This is a genomic window from Streptosporangium sp. NPDC001559 (assembly GCF_042893955.1).
Lineage (GTDB): Bacteria > Actinomycetota > Actinomycetes > Streptosporangiales > Streptosporangiaceae > Streptosporangium.
The window spans coordinates 391,133-406,597 of the sequence record NZ_JBIAVG010000005.1; the positions used below are offsets into that span (position 1 = coordinate 391,133).

Sequence of the window (15,465 nt, forward strand, 5' to 3'; positions counted from 1 at the left end):
GGTCACAGCTTGACGCAGGTGCTTCCCACGACCCAGGTGGGGCTGAGCAGTTTCGCCGCGTCACACTGGTAGGTGCCCGCGTGTGAGCCGGACAAGATGGTGATCACGCTGGCTCCTCCGTCACCCGAACCCGTGCACGGATTGCCCCAGACGTGCCAGAGGGGGGTGCTTCCGGGGAGACTCCGCTCGAAGAAGGTCCCGCTGTCACAGGTGTAGGTTCCGGCGGCGTGCGCGGCCGGAACCATCAGCAGCGGCCCGGCGAGGGCCGCAGCGGCTGCGGTGAGGGTAAGGCGCTTGATCAGGGACATGGGGGGTGTCCTTCCGTAAAAAGGATGATTGTCCAACTATCCACCCATCCCCCCAAAGATCACCCTCACCACACCGTCAGGCTTTCGGACCCCGCCCCTGACTTCCGTGTCACGCGGAAAGAAACGTCAGCCTCTCTCGACGATCCCCGTGAGGCCGTCGAGGAGCGCGGTCAGGCCGAAGTGGAAGAGGTGGTCGAGGTCGAGGTCGAAGTCGCCGGCCAGGTCGTCGACGACCTGGCCGAAGTTGGGATACCTCCCGGCCTCGAAGATCGTCCGTAGCCGGTCCTCCTGACCGTCCATCCACTCGTCCTGGGTGAGCCCGGTGGAGGCGAGCGCCTGCCGTTCGCGTTCGATGTTGACCGCGATGCCCTGCACGAAGCTGTAGAGCAGGGTGTGCACGTGCATCTTGGTCACGGCGTCGATCGGGGTGTCCCGCAGCGCGCCGAAGGCCCATTCGGTGTGCTTGAGGAGGCTGGCGGAGGGCACCGGCCTCGTCAGCGAGGTCACCTTGACCAGCCACGGATGCGCGCGGTAGGCGGCCCACTGCAGACGCGCGGACGTCTCCAGGCGGGCGCGCCAGCCGTACGGAGGGTCCGCGGGCAGGGGGAACTCCTCGACCACCGCGTCGATCATCAGCAGGACCAGGTCGTCCTTGCCGCCCACGTGCCGGTAGAGCGACATGGTGGCCGTGCCGACCCGGTCCGCGACGCCGCGCATGGTCAGCTCGGAGAACCCCTGGGCGTCGGCTATGTCGATGGCGGCCCGTACGACGCGTTCACGGGTCAGGTCCACACCCGGCGCCACCGGGCGCCGGGGGGACGCCTCGCCACCCCGGGGTTTCGCGACCACCGTGCCGACCCGTGGCTCGGCGACCACGACGCCCTCCCGGGCCAGGAGGGTCAGGGCCTTGGCCGCGGTGGCCAGAGCGACCCCCCAGTCTCTGGCGAGCTGCCTGGTCGAGGGCACCCGGTCACCTTCACGGAGTCTGCCGTCGGCGATGCGGCGCTTGACGTCGGCGGCGATACGCGCGTGGGGCGGTTGGGTCATCGTGCCCCCTGTACTAGTACAGAACCTATGAGATTCCCTTGTTATCCGCTGTTTGTACATCGTACGGTCCATGTCGCGTACAACGTCAACAGACAGGGGTGTCTCATGAGGGTTCTCATCTCCGGCGTGGGCGTCGGCGGTCCCGTCCTGGCCAACCGGTTGCGTGAGCACGGTGCCGAGGTGACGCTCGTCGAGCGTGCCCCCGCCCCACGCACGGGAGGCCAGGCCGTCGACATCCGAGGGGCGGCGCTGACCGTGGCCGAGCGGATGGGCGTCCTGGAACAGGCCAGGGCCGTCCGGACCACCATGCGCGGTATGTCGATGGTCGACGGAGACGGCAACGAGATCATGCGCAGCACCGAGGAGACGATCAGCGGAGGCCGGTTCGACAGTCCGGACATCGAGATCCTGCGTGACGACCTGACCGCCATCGTCATCGGGGCGACCGACGCCGATTACCTGTACGGCGACTCGATCGCCGCCGTCGACCAGGACGAACACGGCGTGGACGTCACGTTCGAGAGCGGCGCCCGGGACCGTTACGACTACGTGGTGGGGGCCGACGGCCTGCACTCGAACGTCCGTGACCTGGTCTTCGGCCCCGAGGACCGCTTCCTGCACCACCTTGGCACCTACGTCTCCATCTACACCGCCCCCAACTTCCTGGGACTGGACCACTGGCAGGTCTGGCACCACGAGGGAGGGGCGGGCTATGGCCTGTTCAGTGACAGGGACACCGATGTGATGCGGGTCAACCTGGGCTTCGAGGCCGGGGTGATCGACTACGACCCCCGTGACGTCGACCGGAACAAGCGCCTGGTCGAGGAGCACTGCTCGTCCCTGCGCTGGGAGACTCCCCGGCTGATCGAGGCCATGTGGAAGGCCGACGACTTCTACTTCGACGCCTTGGCCCAGGTCAGGATGGACAACTGGTCCCATGGCAGGGTCACGCTGGTGGGGGACGCCGGATACTGCGCCTCACCCCTGTCGGGTCAGGGCACCAGCCTGGCCATGGTCGGCGCGTACGTGCTGGCAGAGGAACTCGGCAGGGAACCCGCCGGGGCGTTCGAGCGCTACGAGCGGCGCGTGCGCCCCTTCGTCACGCGCAACCAGGCCCTCGCCCTGGAGAACCCGGGCCAGGGCGCCTCGCCGGAGAGCGTACGGCAGGCGGCCGACGCCATCACGCTCTGAGGGAGGACCGGAGGGTCAGCGGCGGCGCAGCGACGGGTCGAGCAGCGCGGGCGGGGTGTCGAACTTCTCGTGCGGGGCCAGATCGACACCGGGGGCGACGATCGCGTCGATCGCGTCGAGGACGTCGGCGGAGAGCACCGTGTCCGCGGCGTCGAGTTGCGAGCGCAGGTGGTCCAGCGTGCGGGGACCGATGAGCGCGCCGGTCACGGCGGGATGCGCGGTCACGAACCCGAGCGCGAGCTGGATCATGGTCAGCCCTGCCTCGTCGGCGACCTTGGCCAGTCGTTCGACGGCGTCGAGTCTGGCGCGGTTGGCGGGGATCGCGGTGTCGAAACGCTGCGGCATGAACGTCGAGCGGCTGGTGGTGATCTCCTTGCCCTCACGGATCGCGCCCGACAGCCAGCCGGAGGCCAGCGGGCTCCACGCCAGCACACCGAGTCCGTACTGCTCGGCCACGGGCAGCACGTGGGCCTCGACACCGCGCTGCAGGATCGAGTAACTGGGCTGTTCGGTGACGTAACGGCCCAGATGGTTCTCGCGGGAGGCCCACTGGGCCTGCACGATGCGGTACGCGGGGAAGGTCGAGGAACCGAAGTAGCGGATCTTCCCCGCGCGTCGCAGGTCGGTCAGGGCCGACAACGTCTCCTCGTCGTCGGCGCTCGGGTCCCAGCGGTGGATCTGGTAGAGATCGACGTGATCGACGCCGAGGCGGCGCAGGCTGTCGTCCAGCGCGGTGACCAGCCAGCGGCGCGAGCCTCCCCGGTGGTTGCGCTCCTCGCCCATCGGCATGGCCGCCTTCGTGGCCAGCACGATGTCGTCGCGGCGGCCGGCGACGGCCTTGCCGACCATTTCCTCCGACTCGCCCGCGCTGTACATGTCGGCGGTGTCGATGACGTTGATCCCGCCGTCGAGGGCGGCGTCGACGATGGCGGTGACCTCCTCCTGGGTGGTGCGGCCGATCTTGCCGAAGTTCATCGCGCCGAGCGCGAGGGAGCTGACCTGCACACCGGTGCGGCCCAAGGTGCGGTACTGCATGGCCGTGTTCCTTCCGTCAAGGGTGGGGAGCTTGGACATCGGGACCCGTTCTGCCATCATGAATAAACGGGACGCTGTCCCGATTAACGATATGGAACGTTGTCCCGTTTAGCAAGCTCGACGGCGGAGGGAACGGCGCGGTGAAGAACAGCGACGAGAACGCGGGGAGTACGGCCCGGCCCAAGCGGGCGGACGCCCAGCGCAACAAGGAGGCCCTGCTCGACGCGGCCGCCGCGATCTTCGTCACCTCGGGCGTCGAGGCGCCGGTACGCGACATCGCGGCCAAGGCGGGCGTCGGGACGGCCACGATCTACCGCCACTTCCCGACGCGGGCGGACCTCATCATCGCCGTCTACCGGCACCAGGTCGAGGCGTGCGCCGAGGCCGGACCGGCCCTGCTGGCCTCAGGCGCGACGCCGTACGCCGCGCTGGAGCGATGGATCGACCTCTTCGTCGACTTCCTGGTCACCAAACACGGTCTCGCCGCCGTGCTGCAGCCGGACAACCCCGGCTTCGACACGCTGCACGCCTACTTCATCGACCGTCTCGTGCCCGTATGCGGCCGGCTGCTCGACGCCGCGGCCGGTGCCGGTGAGATCCGATCGGACATTCAGGCCTACGAGCTCATGCGCGGCATCGGAAACCTCTGCATCGGCGCGGGCGGCGATCCCCGCTACGACGCGCGCCGCCTGGTCGAACTCCTCGTGGCGGGCCTGAGGACCTGAGGAGACCGGTGCGTGAGGGCCGTCAGTCCCACCAGAAGGCCCAGGTGTCGACGCCGACGAGCTCCCGCGCGTAGGCCTCAAGGGTGTACGGACTGCCGCCCTGCTGGATGTTGTCCGGACAGAACGCGAAATGCTCCGCCGCGACGTGCAGGGCGTGCTCCACGGTGCTGGGCGGCGCGGCCACGCTGAGATAGAGGGTGGCGAAGCCGACCGCGACCACGCGAGCGCCGAAGCGACTCTCCCAACTGCGCAACACCGCCGACAGGGGCGGCATGTCGCTGTGGTTGCACGGCCCCGTCCAGCCGATCGCGGTCAGGGCGTCCGCGCCGCGCGCGGCGGGCACCAGGCCCAGATGGCCGTGCTGCCCGTCGAACAGCCGGGCATGTCGGTCGGCGGCCTCGTCCGGATCGGTGACGGAGACGCCGGGCGCCGCGAGGCCGGGACGCGTGCGGCGGAACGTCTCAAGCTCCTCGAACTCCGCCCACGTCTTCACCATGAAGTCGGCGACGTCGTACCCGTCGATCGCCGACACGGGCGTCGGCGTCAGCTCACCCTGCTCCCACGGCCGGCCGTCACCGTCTCTCAGGTCGTGCAACAGGAGCAGGGGCCACAATCCGGACCGGGGGTGCTCGGCGCGACACGCGGCCCAGACCTCACCGCCGACCGGACGCTCGCTCATCCAGAAGACCGGCGCGTACGGCTGGGCCGCGGTCGTCTCGTCCGACATGGACGGGTCCGCCGTCATGAGGCGCCCGGCCGGAAGCGGGACGCGCGGTTCGGGAAGTACGAGATCGTCCATCGTGCCGGATCCTCACATGTCGGCTGAACCCCTCGGCGGGTGGTGTCCGAAAGGACCGTACGGATGAGGACCGACAAATTAGCCGATCGCGTCCTGCGAGCTCTGGCGGTCGTGACGAGGCGTCGAGGGTTACGGGTTCACGCCCTTCCGGGCGCCGGTGGTGAACCCGGCGGTCTGCGGGTCGCCGGTCGTGCCCGCGGCGACCGAGGTCAGCATGCTGACCACCGCCGCCATGCCCGCCACCGAGACCACCGCGGTCCAGGCGACGTCGAACAGCCCGGCCTGCCTGGCGGTCAGCGCCGCCAGGGCGCTGGAGGCCGCCGCCCTGATCATCCGTTCGACCGTGTCCGCCCAGTACGTCCCGGTCAGGAGCCGTCGTGTCGTCATCATGATCTCCTCATCTGCGCCGGGGTCAGGGCGCTCTGGAGGGTGGATACTTCCACGACCGTAACTATTTGTAGTTTTGTGAACACTTACCGTCACAGTGAGGAAGTCATCACTCCACCCGTGCGTAAGCGGTCCGCGAGTCCGCCCTGCTCGGCGCGGGTGTCGCCGGGGTTCACGGATTTCGAGTCGTACGGCGGAAACGCGCCGCCCTTCTCGGGCTGGGGTGATTACGCCAGGACAAAACACCATGGACGTATCAACCATAGGGCCGAAATATCGGCAAATATGATCTCCACATCCACTGGTGACTAATGATCACCTTGGTCGCGTTAACCCCCCCAAACCGCAAGGAACCACCCAGTGGGAATTCGCAACCTGTCCGCCGCAGCCGTATTCGCAGTGGCGCTTGGCGCCGGAACCCTGGCAGCCGCCGCCCCCGCGACCGCGGCGCCCATCGGATGCCGGCCGACCTACCCCTACAACGGCGCCGTCACGACCTACTGCTCGGGCGGTACGGGTGAGCACAGGGCCGTCTGCCTCTACCGGGACGGCCAGACCGTCCTGAAGAACTTCGGCGCGTGGGTACCCACCACCGCCTCCTCCAGCACCTGGTGCCCGCCCGCCACCATGATCGGCGGCAACGTCGAGATCAGGGGCTGACAACCACGCCAAACGCGACGACGACGCCCCGAGGTCCCCGGCGGCCGCGGGGCGTCGTGCCGTCCAGGGTCATGCCACCCGATAACACCAAGGCCCGGGGGCGGAAGAACCTCTCCCGTCAGGCGGCGGGCAGGGAAAAGCCTCCGGGAACACCCGGGAACAATGGACGGGAAACCACAGGAACGGCAAGCGGGAAAACGCCTTCCGGATTTCCCCCGGAGACAGCGAAAGGGCCTGATCCGATAATCAGATCAGGCCCTTTCAACTGGCCGAACACTGTCGGGGTGGCGGGATTTGAACCCACGACCTCTTCGCCCACGAAGGAACCGCGAACGTCCCGGACCTTGAGTGATTCACCCTCCGACCAGGGCCATAGAGTCCCTGAGCACCCGTGGACGTCCGGAAAGGTTCCCCGGCGTTGTCACGCGGTTCGACACACAGCACCCCACGAGCCTGTCTGCCGCCACCGGCACATATCCCCACGTGCGCAGGGACCATCCCCGCGTGCGCGGGGAGCACCATGTTCACGGAAGCCATTGTCTTCTTCCTCGTGGGACCATCCCGCGTGCGCGGGGAGCACTGGGCAGGAACACCTGATCCTTCACCTGGACCGGGGACCATCCCGCGTGCGCGGGGAGCACCCTCGCCGACCTGCGGGTTTGTCGGCGGGAAGGGTGGAAATTCATCACTTTCATCGACTTGGACATTTCGGACACATCATGAAGTTCGCCAGGACGACATCAATCACAAGCTAGCGTGCGATAAAGCGAAATACCCCCTGAAGCGCAAGCCCAGAACGGAAGCTCCATCCACCTCACGACCCTCGCCCCTAACCATCCAGAACCACCAGATCCCCTTTGTGTCCATATGTCTTCAATAGCTAAGACGTCCATAATGTCCAAGTCGATGGAAGTGATGGATTTCGGCGCCTCCCGCCGACAACCCCGCAGGTCGGCGAGGGTGCTCCCCGCGCACGCGGGGATGGTCCCTGCACGTGCCTGAAGGCGCCGCGACTGTCATAGTGCTCCCCGCGCACACGGGGATGGTCCCTACCAGCGCGACGCCAAACTCAAAGGCACCTAGTGCTCCCCGCGCGCGGGGATGGTCCTTCTCTGAACTAGCAGAATCTTTTGTTTAGGCCCTGTTCGGCAGCTAAACGAGTGGTGTAGTTAGCTTCAACAGGAAGTCGTCGGGTTGGAGTACTCATATCCTCCAGAGGAAACACGTCTGCGCTTGTAGAAGGGTTCCTGCGTCGTGAGTTTTGATCTTGGGGTGTGGGCTATTCCGCAGTCCATCAGTGATGCTCAAGCCATGCGAATCTATGAGGAGCTGTGCGAGGAGAACGCTGCGTCGGTGCGGGATGATCCTGGAGTGCAGCGCTTCGCTCAGGCGCTGCTGGAGCAGTTCCCGGCGCTGGAGGACTTGGCCGATGAGCAGATAGAGGACTCGCCTTGGAGCGTGAGCCCGTGGGTGACCGGCAGCCACGTGATCATAAGCACGGTCTGGTCCAGGTCGAGCGAAGTGACTCAGTTTGTGCTGGGGCTCACGGGTCAGTACGGCTTGGTCTGCTTCGACCCGCAGGATGCGGTGGTTGTGCATCGCCCTTCCACTCCGGCCTAAATCGGCGGGGGTGATCCCCGTGCTCCAGCGATGGCCAGGTCACGCAGGCCGCGCTTCTCGCGGGTACGGCTGCGCGTGGGATGCACGCCCGAATGTTTTTGATCTTCCTGCCAGGGGTGCCACACCGGGTGCCACGGTCCGGGCTGGAGGGGTGCCACGGGGGTGCCAGCCCCCTGCCACAGGGGTGCCAGGAGGGTGCCACACCGGGTGCCAGAGGGGTGCCACGATGGTGTGGCACCCCTTTGACCTGTAACTCCCTCCCCCAACCCCCGCCCCTGGCACCCCCAGGGGTGCCAAACGATCATGAACACACCCTCAGGGGACTCCCCAGGGGGCCGTTCGGCCGGTACCGCCGGACCGTCAGACGGGCGCCAGGGCAGGCGTCAGGCGGGCCGCCAGAGGGCGTCAGACGCTCTCGCGCGCGTTACCGGGGAAACACGCCCGGCCGTCAGACACCCCCTGTGGCCGCTTCCCTGGCCCCTTTCGGAGGGGCGGGCAGGAGGGGGTTGGGGTCGCCTCGTGCGACGGGTGTTGTCACGGGGAGGGGCTGGGGATGGGAGTTACAGGTCAGCGGGGGTGTGACACCGTGACACCCGTCGGCGTGACAGCCGTGACAGCCACCCGTGACAACCCCCGTGACAAGATCATCGACGGGGCGGACGGCTCCCCGTACGCGCAGCCGCGCGACCCGGCCTCCGCCCGTTGCGCACGCCGCCCGCGCGACGAGTCCTCAGCTTGGCCGGGGCCGTGGGAGGGGGTCACACCCCTGGGTGTGACCCGCACACCCCGGTGTGGCCCCCCTGTGACCCCCTTGACCAGCACGAACAGGAAGGGTGTGACCCGGTGCGCGGGTCACACCCCACTCCCGCCACCCACCTCCTGAGGCCCTTTCACCCCTGTTCCGCCAGAGGGTCACGGGGAGTCACGGGGTCACACCCCCGAACGAGGGCCGGTCGAGTTGGGGGTGCGTGGGCCGTACGGGGCACTTTTAGAGGTGCCGCCGGAATACGGGGGAAACGGGCCGCTCTGGGAAACGGGACAGAGTCAAAATTTCTGCTTGTTGATTCAGCCCGACGACCTGGTCAATGCAATCGCGTGTACCTGGTTGCACGAGCCTTGCCCCAGCGCCCGGGCCCGCCGAGCAGAGCGCAGCCGGCCAAGCGGCGGGTCACCGCCAGGCGGCGATGGGGGGATCGAGGAAGGGCCTGCTCCCGCCCGCCGGGATGAACGCGACAGGCCGGCTGGCGCAGTCGGGGTCGACGTACAGCAGCCGTGAGAAGCGGGTGTTGTTGACGGCGGATGCCGCGTGGGTGTCGGGCGTGGGAACGCACGGGCGCGGCCCGGGGACGGGGTGGACGACCTGCCGGTCGCCGTCGAACCCGGGATGGGTCCAGAAGCAGACCGCATCGTCGGGGCAACGTGGGTCAGGGGCGCGAAGGGTGTGGGCCGCAGCGGGCGTGGCGGTGGCGAGAGTGGCACCGGCGGCGAGGGCCGCAAACAGGGCAAGGGAACGCATGTAGGCCTTCTCTCGATCGTGGACTCCGAGCTCCCATTATCCTCACTCAGTGTATTTATTAAGGCACTTTGAGTGATTGGCCTATCGTCGTGACACCAGTGCGGCTGGGACTGGTGACTGCGAACAGTCGGCAAGGAGATCCCGAGTTCCCGGGAGATAGGGCGAGGCGAAAACGGGTGAACCACCGGCATCACCCGCGAGGACCATCGGAAGAAAACCGGTGACAGGCCGCCCGTGCCCTCACCGCCACTGCTGCGCACACGGCCGACGCTCCCACCCACACCTGCGAATCCATCCTCTCTTGCCGGGGCTGCTGTTCACGTGGTCGCCCAGCTGCCGCCGAACGTGACGGCTAAGACTGGTCTCGCTTACCGCCAGGGCGCTCGATCGGATCAGACGTGAACGGTACGCCGAAGCCGAGCGGCAGCGTGTTCACGAATGCCGCGAACGCCAGGTGCGTCATGCTGGAGCAGCGACGTCACCATGAGACGAAACGCCCCGTGAACAGCAGGAGCGGGCTGATCGTGAGCGCCGTGAACGCGAACAGCGCGAGCACGCCGAGCGTGAACACCAGACGCGCGAACAGCAGGAGCGCCACGCCCGTGAACGGGCTGATGCGCTGGTCCGCGAACGCCGTGAACGCCAGACCCTGAACATGGCAGCAGCAGCGTGAACGCTTCAGCGAACACTCGCAGGACGCCGCGGTGAACGCCGGCGGCCCTCAGCTGGCGAGTCGGCCGTCTCCTGCAGCTGCACGGCTTGAGAGGGTCCAGCTCAGGAGGCCGCACGACGCATCACAGATAGCGTTCACCGCCGGATGGAGCAGGCGGCGAAGTCGCGCCTACCCCATGACCGCGAAGAGTGCGGTGGCGTCGTCGTAGCGCTTCGTCCGGGGAAGCCGCGTTCCGCGTCCGCCCGTGCCGCCGCACCTGGCCGTCTGGCGTTCGGTACGGGCCGGTGGAGACCACCAAGGCCCGGAAGTCCCGGCGAGCGCTCGCCCTCCTCAAGCGGTGTGTGGACGTTGTTCAGCAACACCGGAAGGATCAGGGCGACTCCTGGTCGGCAATCGGGCTCGTGTTCGCCTCCGCTAAGGGGACGTCGCTCGACGCCGCGAACGTCCGGCGCGACTTCCGGAACGCCATCAAGGACGCAGAAGGCGTGAACCCGGGGAGCGGACGCCCCGAGAGCTTCGGCACAGCTTCGTCTCGCTGCTCTCCGACAACGGCATCCCCCTGGAGGAGATCTTCCGGTTGGTCGGCCACAGCGGCACGTCCGTGACGGAGGCCGTCTACCGGAAGCGGATCCGGCCCGTTCTCCAGGGCGGGGCCGTCGCCATGGACCGCATTTTCGGAGGTGAATCAGAGGCCTAGTCGCGCGATTAGACACGCAGAAAAGCGAAAAGGCCACTTCCGTAGATCGGAAGTGGCCCTTCAACTGGCCAAACACTGTCGGGGTGGCGGGATTTGAACCCACGACCTCTTCGTCCCGAACGAAGCGCGCTGCCAAGCTGCGCTACACCCCGGTGCACGCCGTTTTGCTCGTGCTTCGGAAAGTCTAGCGGACTTCGCGCGTGCTTGCGTCACCTCTAGGCCGGGGCACCAGGGTCAGCAGACTGGCCTCGGGGAAACAGGAGAAACGCACGGGGGAGAAGGGGCTGGTGCCCAGGCCCGCCGAGACGTGGAGGAAGGCGGACTCGTGCCTGCTCAACCCCTTGACCCGGGCCCTGTCGATGCCGCAGTTGGTGACCAGGGCGCCGTAGAACGGCACGCAGACCTGGCCGCCGTGGGTGTGGCCCGCGAGCAGCAGCTGATAGCCGTCGTCGGCGAAGCGGGACATGTTGCGCGGCTCGGGGGAGTGCATCACGCCCAGACGGAGATCCGCCTCCGCCGGGGCGGGCCCGGCGATCTCGTCGTAGCGGTCGAGGTTGATGTGGGAGTCGTTGATGCCGCCGACGGCCACGTCGAGATCGCCGACCTTGAGACGGGCGGTCGTGTTGTTCATGTTCAGCCAGCCCTCGTCGGACATGGCGGTGCCCAGCTCCTCCCAGGGCAGGGAGGGGATCTTCCTGCCGTGGTCGCCCTTCGAGGTGCGCCACAGGTAGCGCATGGGGTTCTTGAAGATCGGCTCGTACATGTCGTTGGAGCCGTAGACGAACAGGCCGGGTCGCGACAGCAGCGGTTCGAGGGCGTGCATGAGGGGGCCGACGGCGTCGGGGTGCGCGATGGAGTCGCCGGTGTTGACCACCAGGTCGGGCTTGAGGGCGCCCAGCGAGCGGACCCAGTTGATGAGCATCCGCCTGCCAGGGGTGAGGTGCAGGTCGGACAGGTGCAGGACACGCACGGGCCGCTGGCCGGGTTCGAGAACGGGCACGTCGAAACGCCGCAGGCGGAAGGTGTTGCGCTCGACGACCGAGGCGTAGGCGAGGCCGGTCAGGCCGAGACCGATCAGGGACAGGGGCACCGCGGCTGCTTTCCTCACCTTCTCATCATGCCCGACGAACGACCCCCCGCAGGAAACCTGCGATACAACGAGGCGGTCAAGACGGCAAGATGGACCGCATGAGCGCATTGAAGGACAAGTTGAAGGCCGACCTCACGGCCTCCATGAAGAGCAGGGATGAGGTCCGCACCCGTACGATCCGCATGGCCCTGGCGGCCGTGAACGTCGAGGAGGTCTCGGGCAAGGCCGCTCGCGAGCTCTCCGACGAGGAGATCGTCAAGGTGCTGACCAAGGAGGCCAAGAAGCGCCGTGAGGCGGCGGAGGCGTTCAGCGGCGCCGGCCGTACCGAGCAGGCCCAGGCCGAGGTGGACGAGCAGGCCGTCCTTGAGGAGTACCTCCCCGCCCAGCTGTCCGACGAGGAGCTCGCGGCGCTGGTCGAGGAGGCCGTCACGGAGAGCGGCGCCTCGGGGCCGCAGGCCATGGGGCAGGTCATGAAGGTCCTGACCCCCAAGGTCGCGGGCCGGGCCGAGGGCGGCAGGGTCGCGCAGGCCGTACGGAGCCGTCTGGCGGGCTGAGAAGCGCGGACTGAAGAAGCGCGGGCTTTGGGAGTACGGGCTGAGAAGCGCGGACTGGGAGTACGGGCTGAGAAGCGCGGGCTGGGGGTGCCGATCCTGTACGGGAGCCGTCCGTCGGGCGGTGCCCACCCCGTGCGGAGCCGCCGGCGGCCCTGAGGGCGCCGGCCCGTACGGAGCTGTACGGCGGGCTTGAGAGTCACGAAACGGCCGGAGTCCCTCCCCGATCGGGGAGGGACTCCGGCCGTGTGCGGGCCGCTCAGCGACCGATGGGACGGTTGGAGTCGCCCTTCTTGTTCTTGCCCCGGCCGCCGAACCAGCCGCCGTTGCCGTCGTTCTCGATGGTGCCGTTGTCGTCGGGGCGGTCGGCGCCGCCACGGCCCCGGTCGGGGCCGTCACCGGGCTTGTCCGGTTTCGGCGGCGGCTTGGGGGCGCACCTGGTGCAACCACCGAAGCGGTCCTTGTCCACCGCGGTGAAGGGTGTCGGATCCACGCCCTTCAGCGCGTCGATCATGGAGTACTTCCAGATCCGTCCCGAGATCGTGGCGCCGTACACGTAGGGGTAGTAGGTGCCGCCGATGGTCACGCCGGTCAGGTCGTGCTGGAAGGCGCCACGCGGGTCGCCGAGGCTGACGGAGGAGGCGAGGTCGGGGGTGAACCCGGCGAACCAGGCGGCGGTGTAGCCGTCGGTGGTGCCGGTCTTGCCGGCCGCGGGACGGCCGATGCCGCCGTACTGGCTCATCGTGCCCTTGGTGAACACCCCGGACATGATGTGCGCGGCGGCGTCGGCGACCTTCTCGTCCAGGACCTGCTGGCACTTCGGCTTGTACTGCGTGGCCTTGTTGTCGCGGTCGCGGATCTCGGTGATGGCCATCGGCTTGCAGTAGGCGCCGCGCGCGGCGATGCCCGCGTAGGCCGCGGCGACCGTCACCGGGTCCATCTCGTTGACGCCGAGGGTGAAGGTCTCGACCTCCTTGAGCTTGTCGCCGTCGGCCCGCTTGATGCCGAGGCTCTTGGCGGTCTTGACCACGTCGCAGAGGCCGACCTCCTCCTCAAGACGCATGAAGAAGGTGTTGACCGAGTTCCGGGTGCCGGTGAGCAGCGTGTTGAAGCCGCCCTCGCCCTCGCTGGAGTTCTGCACGGTGTGGCTGGGGATGCCGACCGGGTTGCCCTTGCAGTCGCGGAAGGAGCCATAGCCTGAGGCGCTGTAGCCGGCGCCGGTGCTGAAACCGTCGTTGATCTTGAAGCCCTTGTTCAGCGCCGTGAGCAGGGTGAAGACCTTGAACGTCGAACCCGCCTGGAACCCGGTGCCGCCACCGTGCTGGCTGTCGCCCGCCAGGTTGTAGCTCATCTGGTTCTTCTTCTTGTTGCGCCCGAAGTCGCGGCTGGCGGCCATCGCCTTGATGGCGCCGGTGCCGGGCACGACCATCGCCTGCGCGGCGACCGGCTTGTCACTGGCCTTGACGAACTTCCTGATGGCCTTTTCGGACGCGGACTGCATCTTCGGGTCGAGCGTCGTCTTGATCGTCAGACCGCCCCGCTGGAGCAGCCTCTTGCGCTCCTCGGGGGTCTTGCCGAAGGACTCGTCGTTGAGCAACTCGTTCTGCGCGTAGAGGCAGAAGTAGGGGTAGGAGCTCACGTCGCAGCCGCCGGGAACCGGGACGTCCTTGAAGCCCAGCTTCTTGGCCTTCGCCTCCGCGGCCTCCTGCGTCGTGATCTTGCCGAGCTCGGCCATCCGGTTCAGGACGATGTTGCGCCGGTCGAGCAGTCGCTCACGGCTCGCCTTGCCCACGTTCGGGTCGGTCCTGTTGGGGTTCTGCACGGCCCCGGCCAGCGTCGCCGCCTCGACGAGGTTCAGCTTGGAGGCGTCCTTGCCGAAGAAGCGCTTGGCCGCGGCCTGGATGCCATGGGCTCCGGCACCGAAGTAGGCGATGTTGAGGTAGCGCTCAAGGATCTCCGACTTGGTGTACTTCTCCTCGATGGCCAGCGCGTAGCGAAGCTCGTTCAGCTTGCGTTCGAGGGTCTGCTCGATCGCGGCGCTCTGCTCCTCGGGAGTCTCGGCCGCGTTGAGCAGCACGAGCTTGACGTACTGCTGGGTGATCGAGGAACCACCCTGGACGCTGCCCCCGCTGAAGTTCTTCATGGCCGCGCGAAGTGTGCCCTCGGGGTCGATCGCGCCGTGCTCGTAGAACCGGAAGTCCTCGATCGCGACGATCGCGGTCTTCATGATGTCGGAGACCTCGTCGAGCTTCACCGACTCGCGGTTCTCGTAGTAGAACTGGGCGAACTGCTTGCCGTTCGCGTCGAGCAGAGTGGTCTTCTCCGCGAGCGGAGGTTCCTTCAGCTCCTCGGGGAGCAGGTGCAACTCCTCCGTGGCCGACTTGACCGTCAGCCCCGCCCCGCCGACCGCGGGGAATGCCACGGCGGCGACCAGCACGCCAGTGACGGTGGCCGCGGCGAGCAACCGCACCACGTTGCCCATGCCACGGAGCACTGACCTGTGAGCTTTGCCTTGAGCTTGCACGACACCAAGAGTACGTCGGACGGATAGCCCAAACGGTAACGGAACACCACTTCGCTGGGCCTCACTCCCGTATCGGACGCAGGTGACTAGTCATTACCGGCCAGATGGCCGCCGATGACCATGCGGGAAATTGGTCCCGCCGGGGTCTGTCGGCCCGAACGTCTGATTGCGTACGTTCTCCTTCTGCGGCAACTGAATACGGAGGCTCGACGCCCGCGCCCGTCGGCCCCAAGTCACGACTGACCACCTAAGGGGAGTGGGGTCGAATGTGGATCACGGATTGGACCTCCCGTGCGGCCTGTAAGGGTGCGGATCCTGACGCGCTTTTCGTTCAGGGCGCTGCCCAGAACCGGGCGAAGCTGATCTGCCGGGGATGCCCGGTCCGGACCGAGTGCCTCGCCGATGCGCTGGACAATCGCATCGAGTTCGGGGTGTGGGGCGGGATGACCGAGCGCGAACGCCGGGCGTTGCTACGCCGGCGACCGGACGTCGACTCCTGGCGTGACCTGCTGGAGTTGGCCAAGGAAGAGTACGAGCGGACGAACGAGCTGATCGCCGGCTGAGTTCGCGCAGATCCCGTACGGCTGGCGCACCGCGCCGGCCGTACCCGCGCGTCCGCGGGACGTCGGTTCCCGGAGACGG

General features: G+C 67.6%; 14 protein-coding genes, 1 tRNA gene and 1 CRISPR repeat array. Of the genes, 6 read left to right on the forward strand and 9 right to left on the reverse strand.

Annotation, left to right across the window (positions count from 1 at the left end; translation table 11 throughout):
• Nucleotides 1–2 precede the first annotated feature (2 nt).
• Together ACFYY8_RS14565 and ACFYY8_RS14570 are read right to left on the reverse strand one after the other, a co-directional pair.
• Nucleotides 3–308: a hypothetical protein gene (locus tag ACFYY8_RS14565; RefSeq protein ID WP_390040797.1), complete on the reverse strand. Its 306-nt coding sequence runs from the start codon at nucleotides 306–308 to the stop codon at nucleotides 3–5.
• Nucleotides 309–434: 126 nt separating this feature from the next.
• The gene (locus ACFYY8_RS14570; protein ID WP_390040799.1) at nucleotides 435–1,355 is read right to left on the reverse strand and encodes a TetR/AcrR family transcriptional regulator C-terminal domain-containing protein; all 921 of its coding nucleotides are present in this window, start codon (nucleotides 1,353–1,355) and stop codon (nucleotides 435–437) included.
• Nucleotides 1,356–1,460: 105 nt separating this feature from the next.
• On the opposite strand from ACFYY8_RS14570, the gene ACFYY8_RS14575 reads away from it, so the two are divergent.
• Nucleotides 1,461–2,546, forward strand: a complete 1,086-nt coding sequence (locus ACFYY8_RS14575) for an FAD-dependent monooxygenase (protein WP_390040800.1) — start codon at nucleotides 1,461–1,463, stop codon at nucleotides 2,544–2,546.
• A gap of 15 nt (nucleotides 2,547–2,561) precedes the next feature.
• Here ACFYY8_RS14575 and ACFYY8_RS14580 read toward each other — a convergent pair whose 3' ends face one another.
• Entirely contained in the window at nucleotides 2,562–3,581 is a 1,020-nt protein-coding gene (locus ACFYY8_RS14580) for an aldo/keto reductase (protein ID WP_390040802.1), read from the reverse strand.
• A gap of 140 nt (nucleotides 3,582–3,721) precedes the next feature.
• Here ACFYY8_RS14580 and ACFYY8_RS14585 point away from each other — a divergent pair, with 140 nt between their 5' ends.
• Nucleotides 3,722–4,306 (forward strand): TetR/AcrR family transcriptional regulator, encoded by a 585-nt coding sequence (locus ACFYY8_RS14585; RefSeq protein ID WP_390040804.1) that lies wholly within the window; start codon nucleotides 3,722–3,724, stop codon nucleotides 4,304–4,306.
• Nucleotides 4,307–4,328: 22 nt separating this feature from the next.
• On the opposite strand, the gene ACFYY8_RS14590 is transcribed toward ACFYY8_RS14585, so the two are convergent.
• Together ACFYY8_RS14590 and ACFYY8_RS14595 are read right to left on the reverse strand one after the other, a co-directional pair.
• Nucleotides 4,329–5,105: a DUF4253 domain-containing protein gene (locus tag ACFYY8_RS14590; protein ID WP_390040806.1), complete on the reverse strand. Its 777-nt coding sequence runs from the start codon at nucleotides 5,103–5,105 to the stop codon at nucleotides 4,329–4,331.
• A gap of 129 nt (nucleotides 5,106–5,234) precedes the next feature.
• Nucleotides 5,235–5,495, reverse strand: a complete 261-nt coding sequence (locus ACFYY8_RS14595) for a holin (protein WP_390040808.1) — start codon at nucleotides 5,493–5,495, stop codon at nucleotides 5,235–5,237.
• A gap of 357 nt (nucleotides 5,496–5,852) precedes the next feature.
• Between ACFYY8_RS14595 and ACFYY8_RS14600 the strand changes: the two genes are divergently transcribed.
• The gene (locus ACFYY8_RS14600) at nucleotides 5,853–6,152 is read left to right on the forward strand and encodes a hypothetical protein (RefSeq protein WP_390040810.1); all 300 of its coding nucleotides are present in this window, start codon (nucleotides 5,853–5,855) and stop codon (nucleotides 6,150–6,152) included.
• Nucleotides 6,153–6,640: 488 nt separating this feature from the next.
• Nucleotides 6,641–6,794: a CRISPR direct-repeat array (repeat unit 20 nt; unit sequence CCCGCGTGCGCGGGGAGCAC).
• Between the two features lie 612 nt (nucleotides 6,795–7,406).
• Nucleotides 7,407–7,772, forward strand: coding sequence for a hypothetical protein (locus ACFYY8_RS14605; RefSeq protein WP_390040812.1), 366 nt, complete (start codon nucleotides 7,407–7,409; stop codon nucleotides 7,770–7,772).
• A 1,168-nt stretch (nucleotides 7,773–8,940) separates the two neighbouring features.
• On the opposite strand, the gene ACFYY8_RS14610 is transcribed toward ACFYY8_RS14605, so the two are convergent.
• The 3 genes from ACFYY8_RS14610 to ACFYY8_RS14620 form a co-directional block, all read right to left on the reverse strand.
• Nucleotides 8,941–9,288: a peptidase inhibitor family I36 protein gene (locus ACFYY8_RS14610; protein WP_390040814.1), complete on the reverse strand. Its 348-nt coding sequence runs from the start codon at nucleotides 9,286–9,288 to the stop codon at nucleotides 8,941–8,943.
• A gap of 1,448 nt (nucleotides 9,289–10,736) precedes the next feature.
• Nucleotides 10,737–10,810: transfer RNA gene (locus ACFYY8_RS14615), tRNA-Pro, on the reverse strand.
• A gap of 32 nt (nucleotides 10,811–10,842) precedes the next feature.
• Nucleotides 10,843–11,766, reverse strand: a complete 924-nt coding sequence (locus tag ACFYY8_RS14620) for a metallophosphoesterase (protein WP_390040816.1) — start codon at nucleotides 11,764–11,766, stop codon at nucleotides 10,843–10,845.
• An 80-nt stretch (nucleotides 11,767–11,846) separates the two neighbouring features.
• On the opposite strand from ACFYY8_RS14620, the gene ACFYY8_RS14625 reads away from it, so the two are divergent.
• Entirely contained in the window at nucleotides 11,847–12,302 is a 456-nt protein-coding gene (locus ACFYY8_RS14625) for a GatB/YqeY domain-containing protein (RefSeq protein ID WP_390040818.1), read from the forward strand.
• 256 nt (nucleotides 12,303–12,558) lie between these two features.
• Here the strand turns inward: ACFYY8_RS14625 and ACFYY8_RS14630 are convergent, their stop codons facing one another.
• Nucleotides 12,559–14,781, reverse strand: coding sequence for a transglycosylase domain-containing protein (locus ACFYY8_RS14630; protein ID WP_390040820.1), 2,223 nt, complete (start codon nucleotides 14,779–14,781; stop codon nucleotides 12,559–12,561).
• Between the two features lie 308 nt (nucleotides 14,782–15,089).
• On the opposite strand from ACFYY8_RS14630, the gene ACFYY8_RS14635 reads away from it, so the two are divergent.
• On the forward strand, nucleotides 15,090–15,386 hold the full coding sequence (locus tag ACFYY8_RS14635; protein ID WP_012887233.1) for a WhiB family transcriptional regulator: 297 nt from the start codon (nucleotides 15,090–15,092) through the stop codon (nucleotides 15,384–15,386).
• Nucleotides 15,387–15,465: the final 79 nt, after the last annotated feature.

What these genes read in the sequence shown, in the direction of transcription:
- ACFYY8_RS14565 (WP_390040797.1), bottom strand. Translation starts at nt 308, where the DNA reads ATGTCCCTGATCAAGCGCCTTACCCTCACCGCAGCCGCTGCGGCCCTC.
- ACFYY8_RS14570 (WP_390040799.1), bottom strand. Translation starts at nt 1,355, where the DNA reads ATGACCCAACCGCCCCACGCGCGTATCGCCGCCGACGTCAAGCGCCGC.
- ACFYY8_RS14575 (WP_390040800.1), top strand. Translation starts at nt 1,461, where the DNA reads ATGAGGGTTCTCATCTCCGGCGTGGGCGTCGGCGGTCCCGTCCTGGCC.
- ACFYY8_RS14580 (WP_390040802.1), bottom strand. Translation starts at nt 3,581, where the DNA reads ATGCAGTACCGCACCTTGGGCCGCACCGGTGTGCAGGTCAGCTCCCTC.
- ACFYY8_RS14590 (WP_390040806.1), bottom strand. Translation starts at nt 5,105, where the DNA reads ATGGACGATCTCGTACTTCCCGAACCGCGCGTCCCGCTTCCGGCCGGG.
- ACFYY8_RS14595 (WP_390040808.1), bottom strand. Translation starts at nt 5,495, where the DNA reads ATGATGACGACACGACGGCTCCTGACCGGGACGTACTGGGCGGACACG.
- ACFYY8_RS14610 (WP_390040814.1), bottom strand. Translation starts at nt 9,288, where the DNA reads ATGCGTTCCCTTGCCCTGTTTGCGGCCCTCGCCGCCGGTGCCACTCTC.
- ACFYY8_RS14625 (WP_390040818.1), top strand. Translation starts at nt 11,847, where the DNA reads ATGAGCGCATTGAAGGACAAGTTGAAGGCCGACCTCACGGCCTCCATG.
- ACFYY8_RS14630 (WP_390040820.1), bottom strand. Translation starts at nt 14,781, where the DNA reads ATGGGCAACGTGGTGCGGTTGCTCGCCGCGGCCACCGTCACTGGCGTG.
- ACFYY8_RS14635 (WP_012887233.1), top strand. Translation starts at nt 15,090, where the DNA reads ATGTGGATCACGGATTGGACCTCCCGTGCGGCCTGTAAGGGTGCGGAT.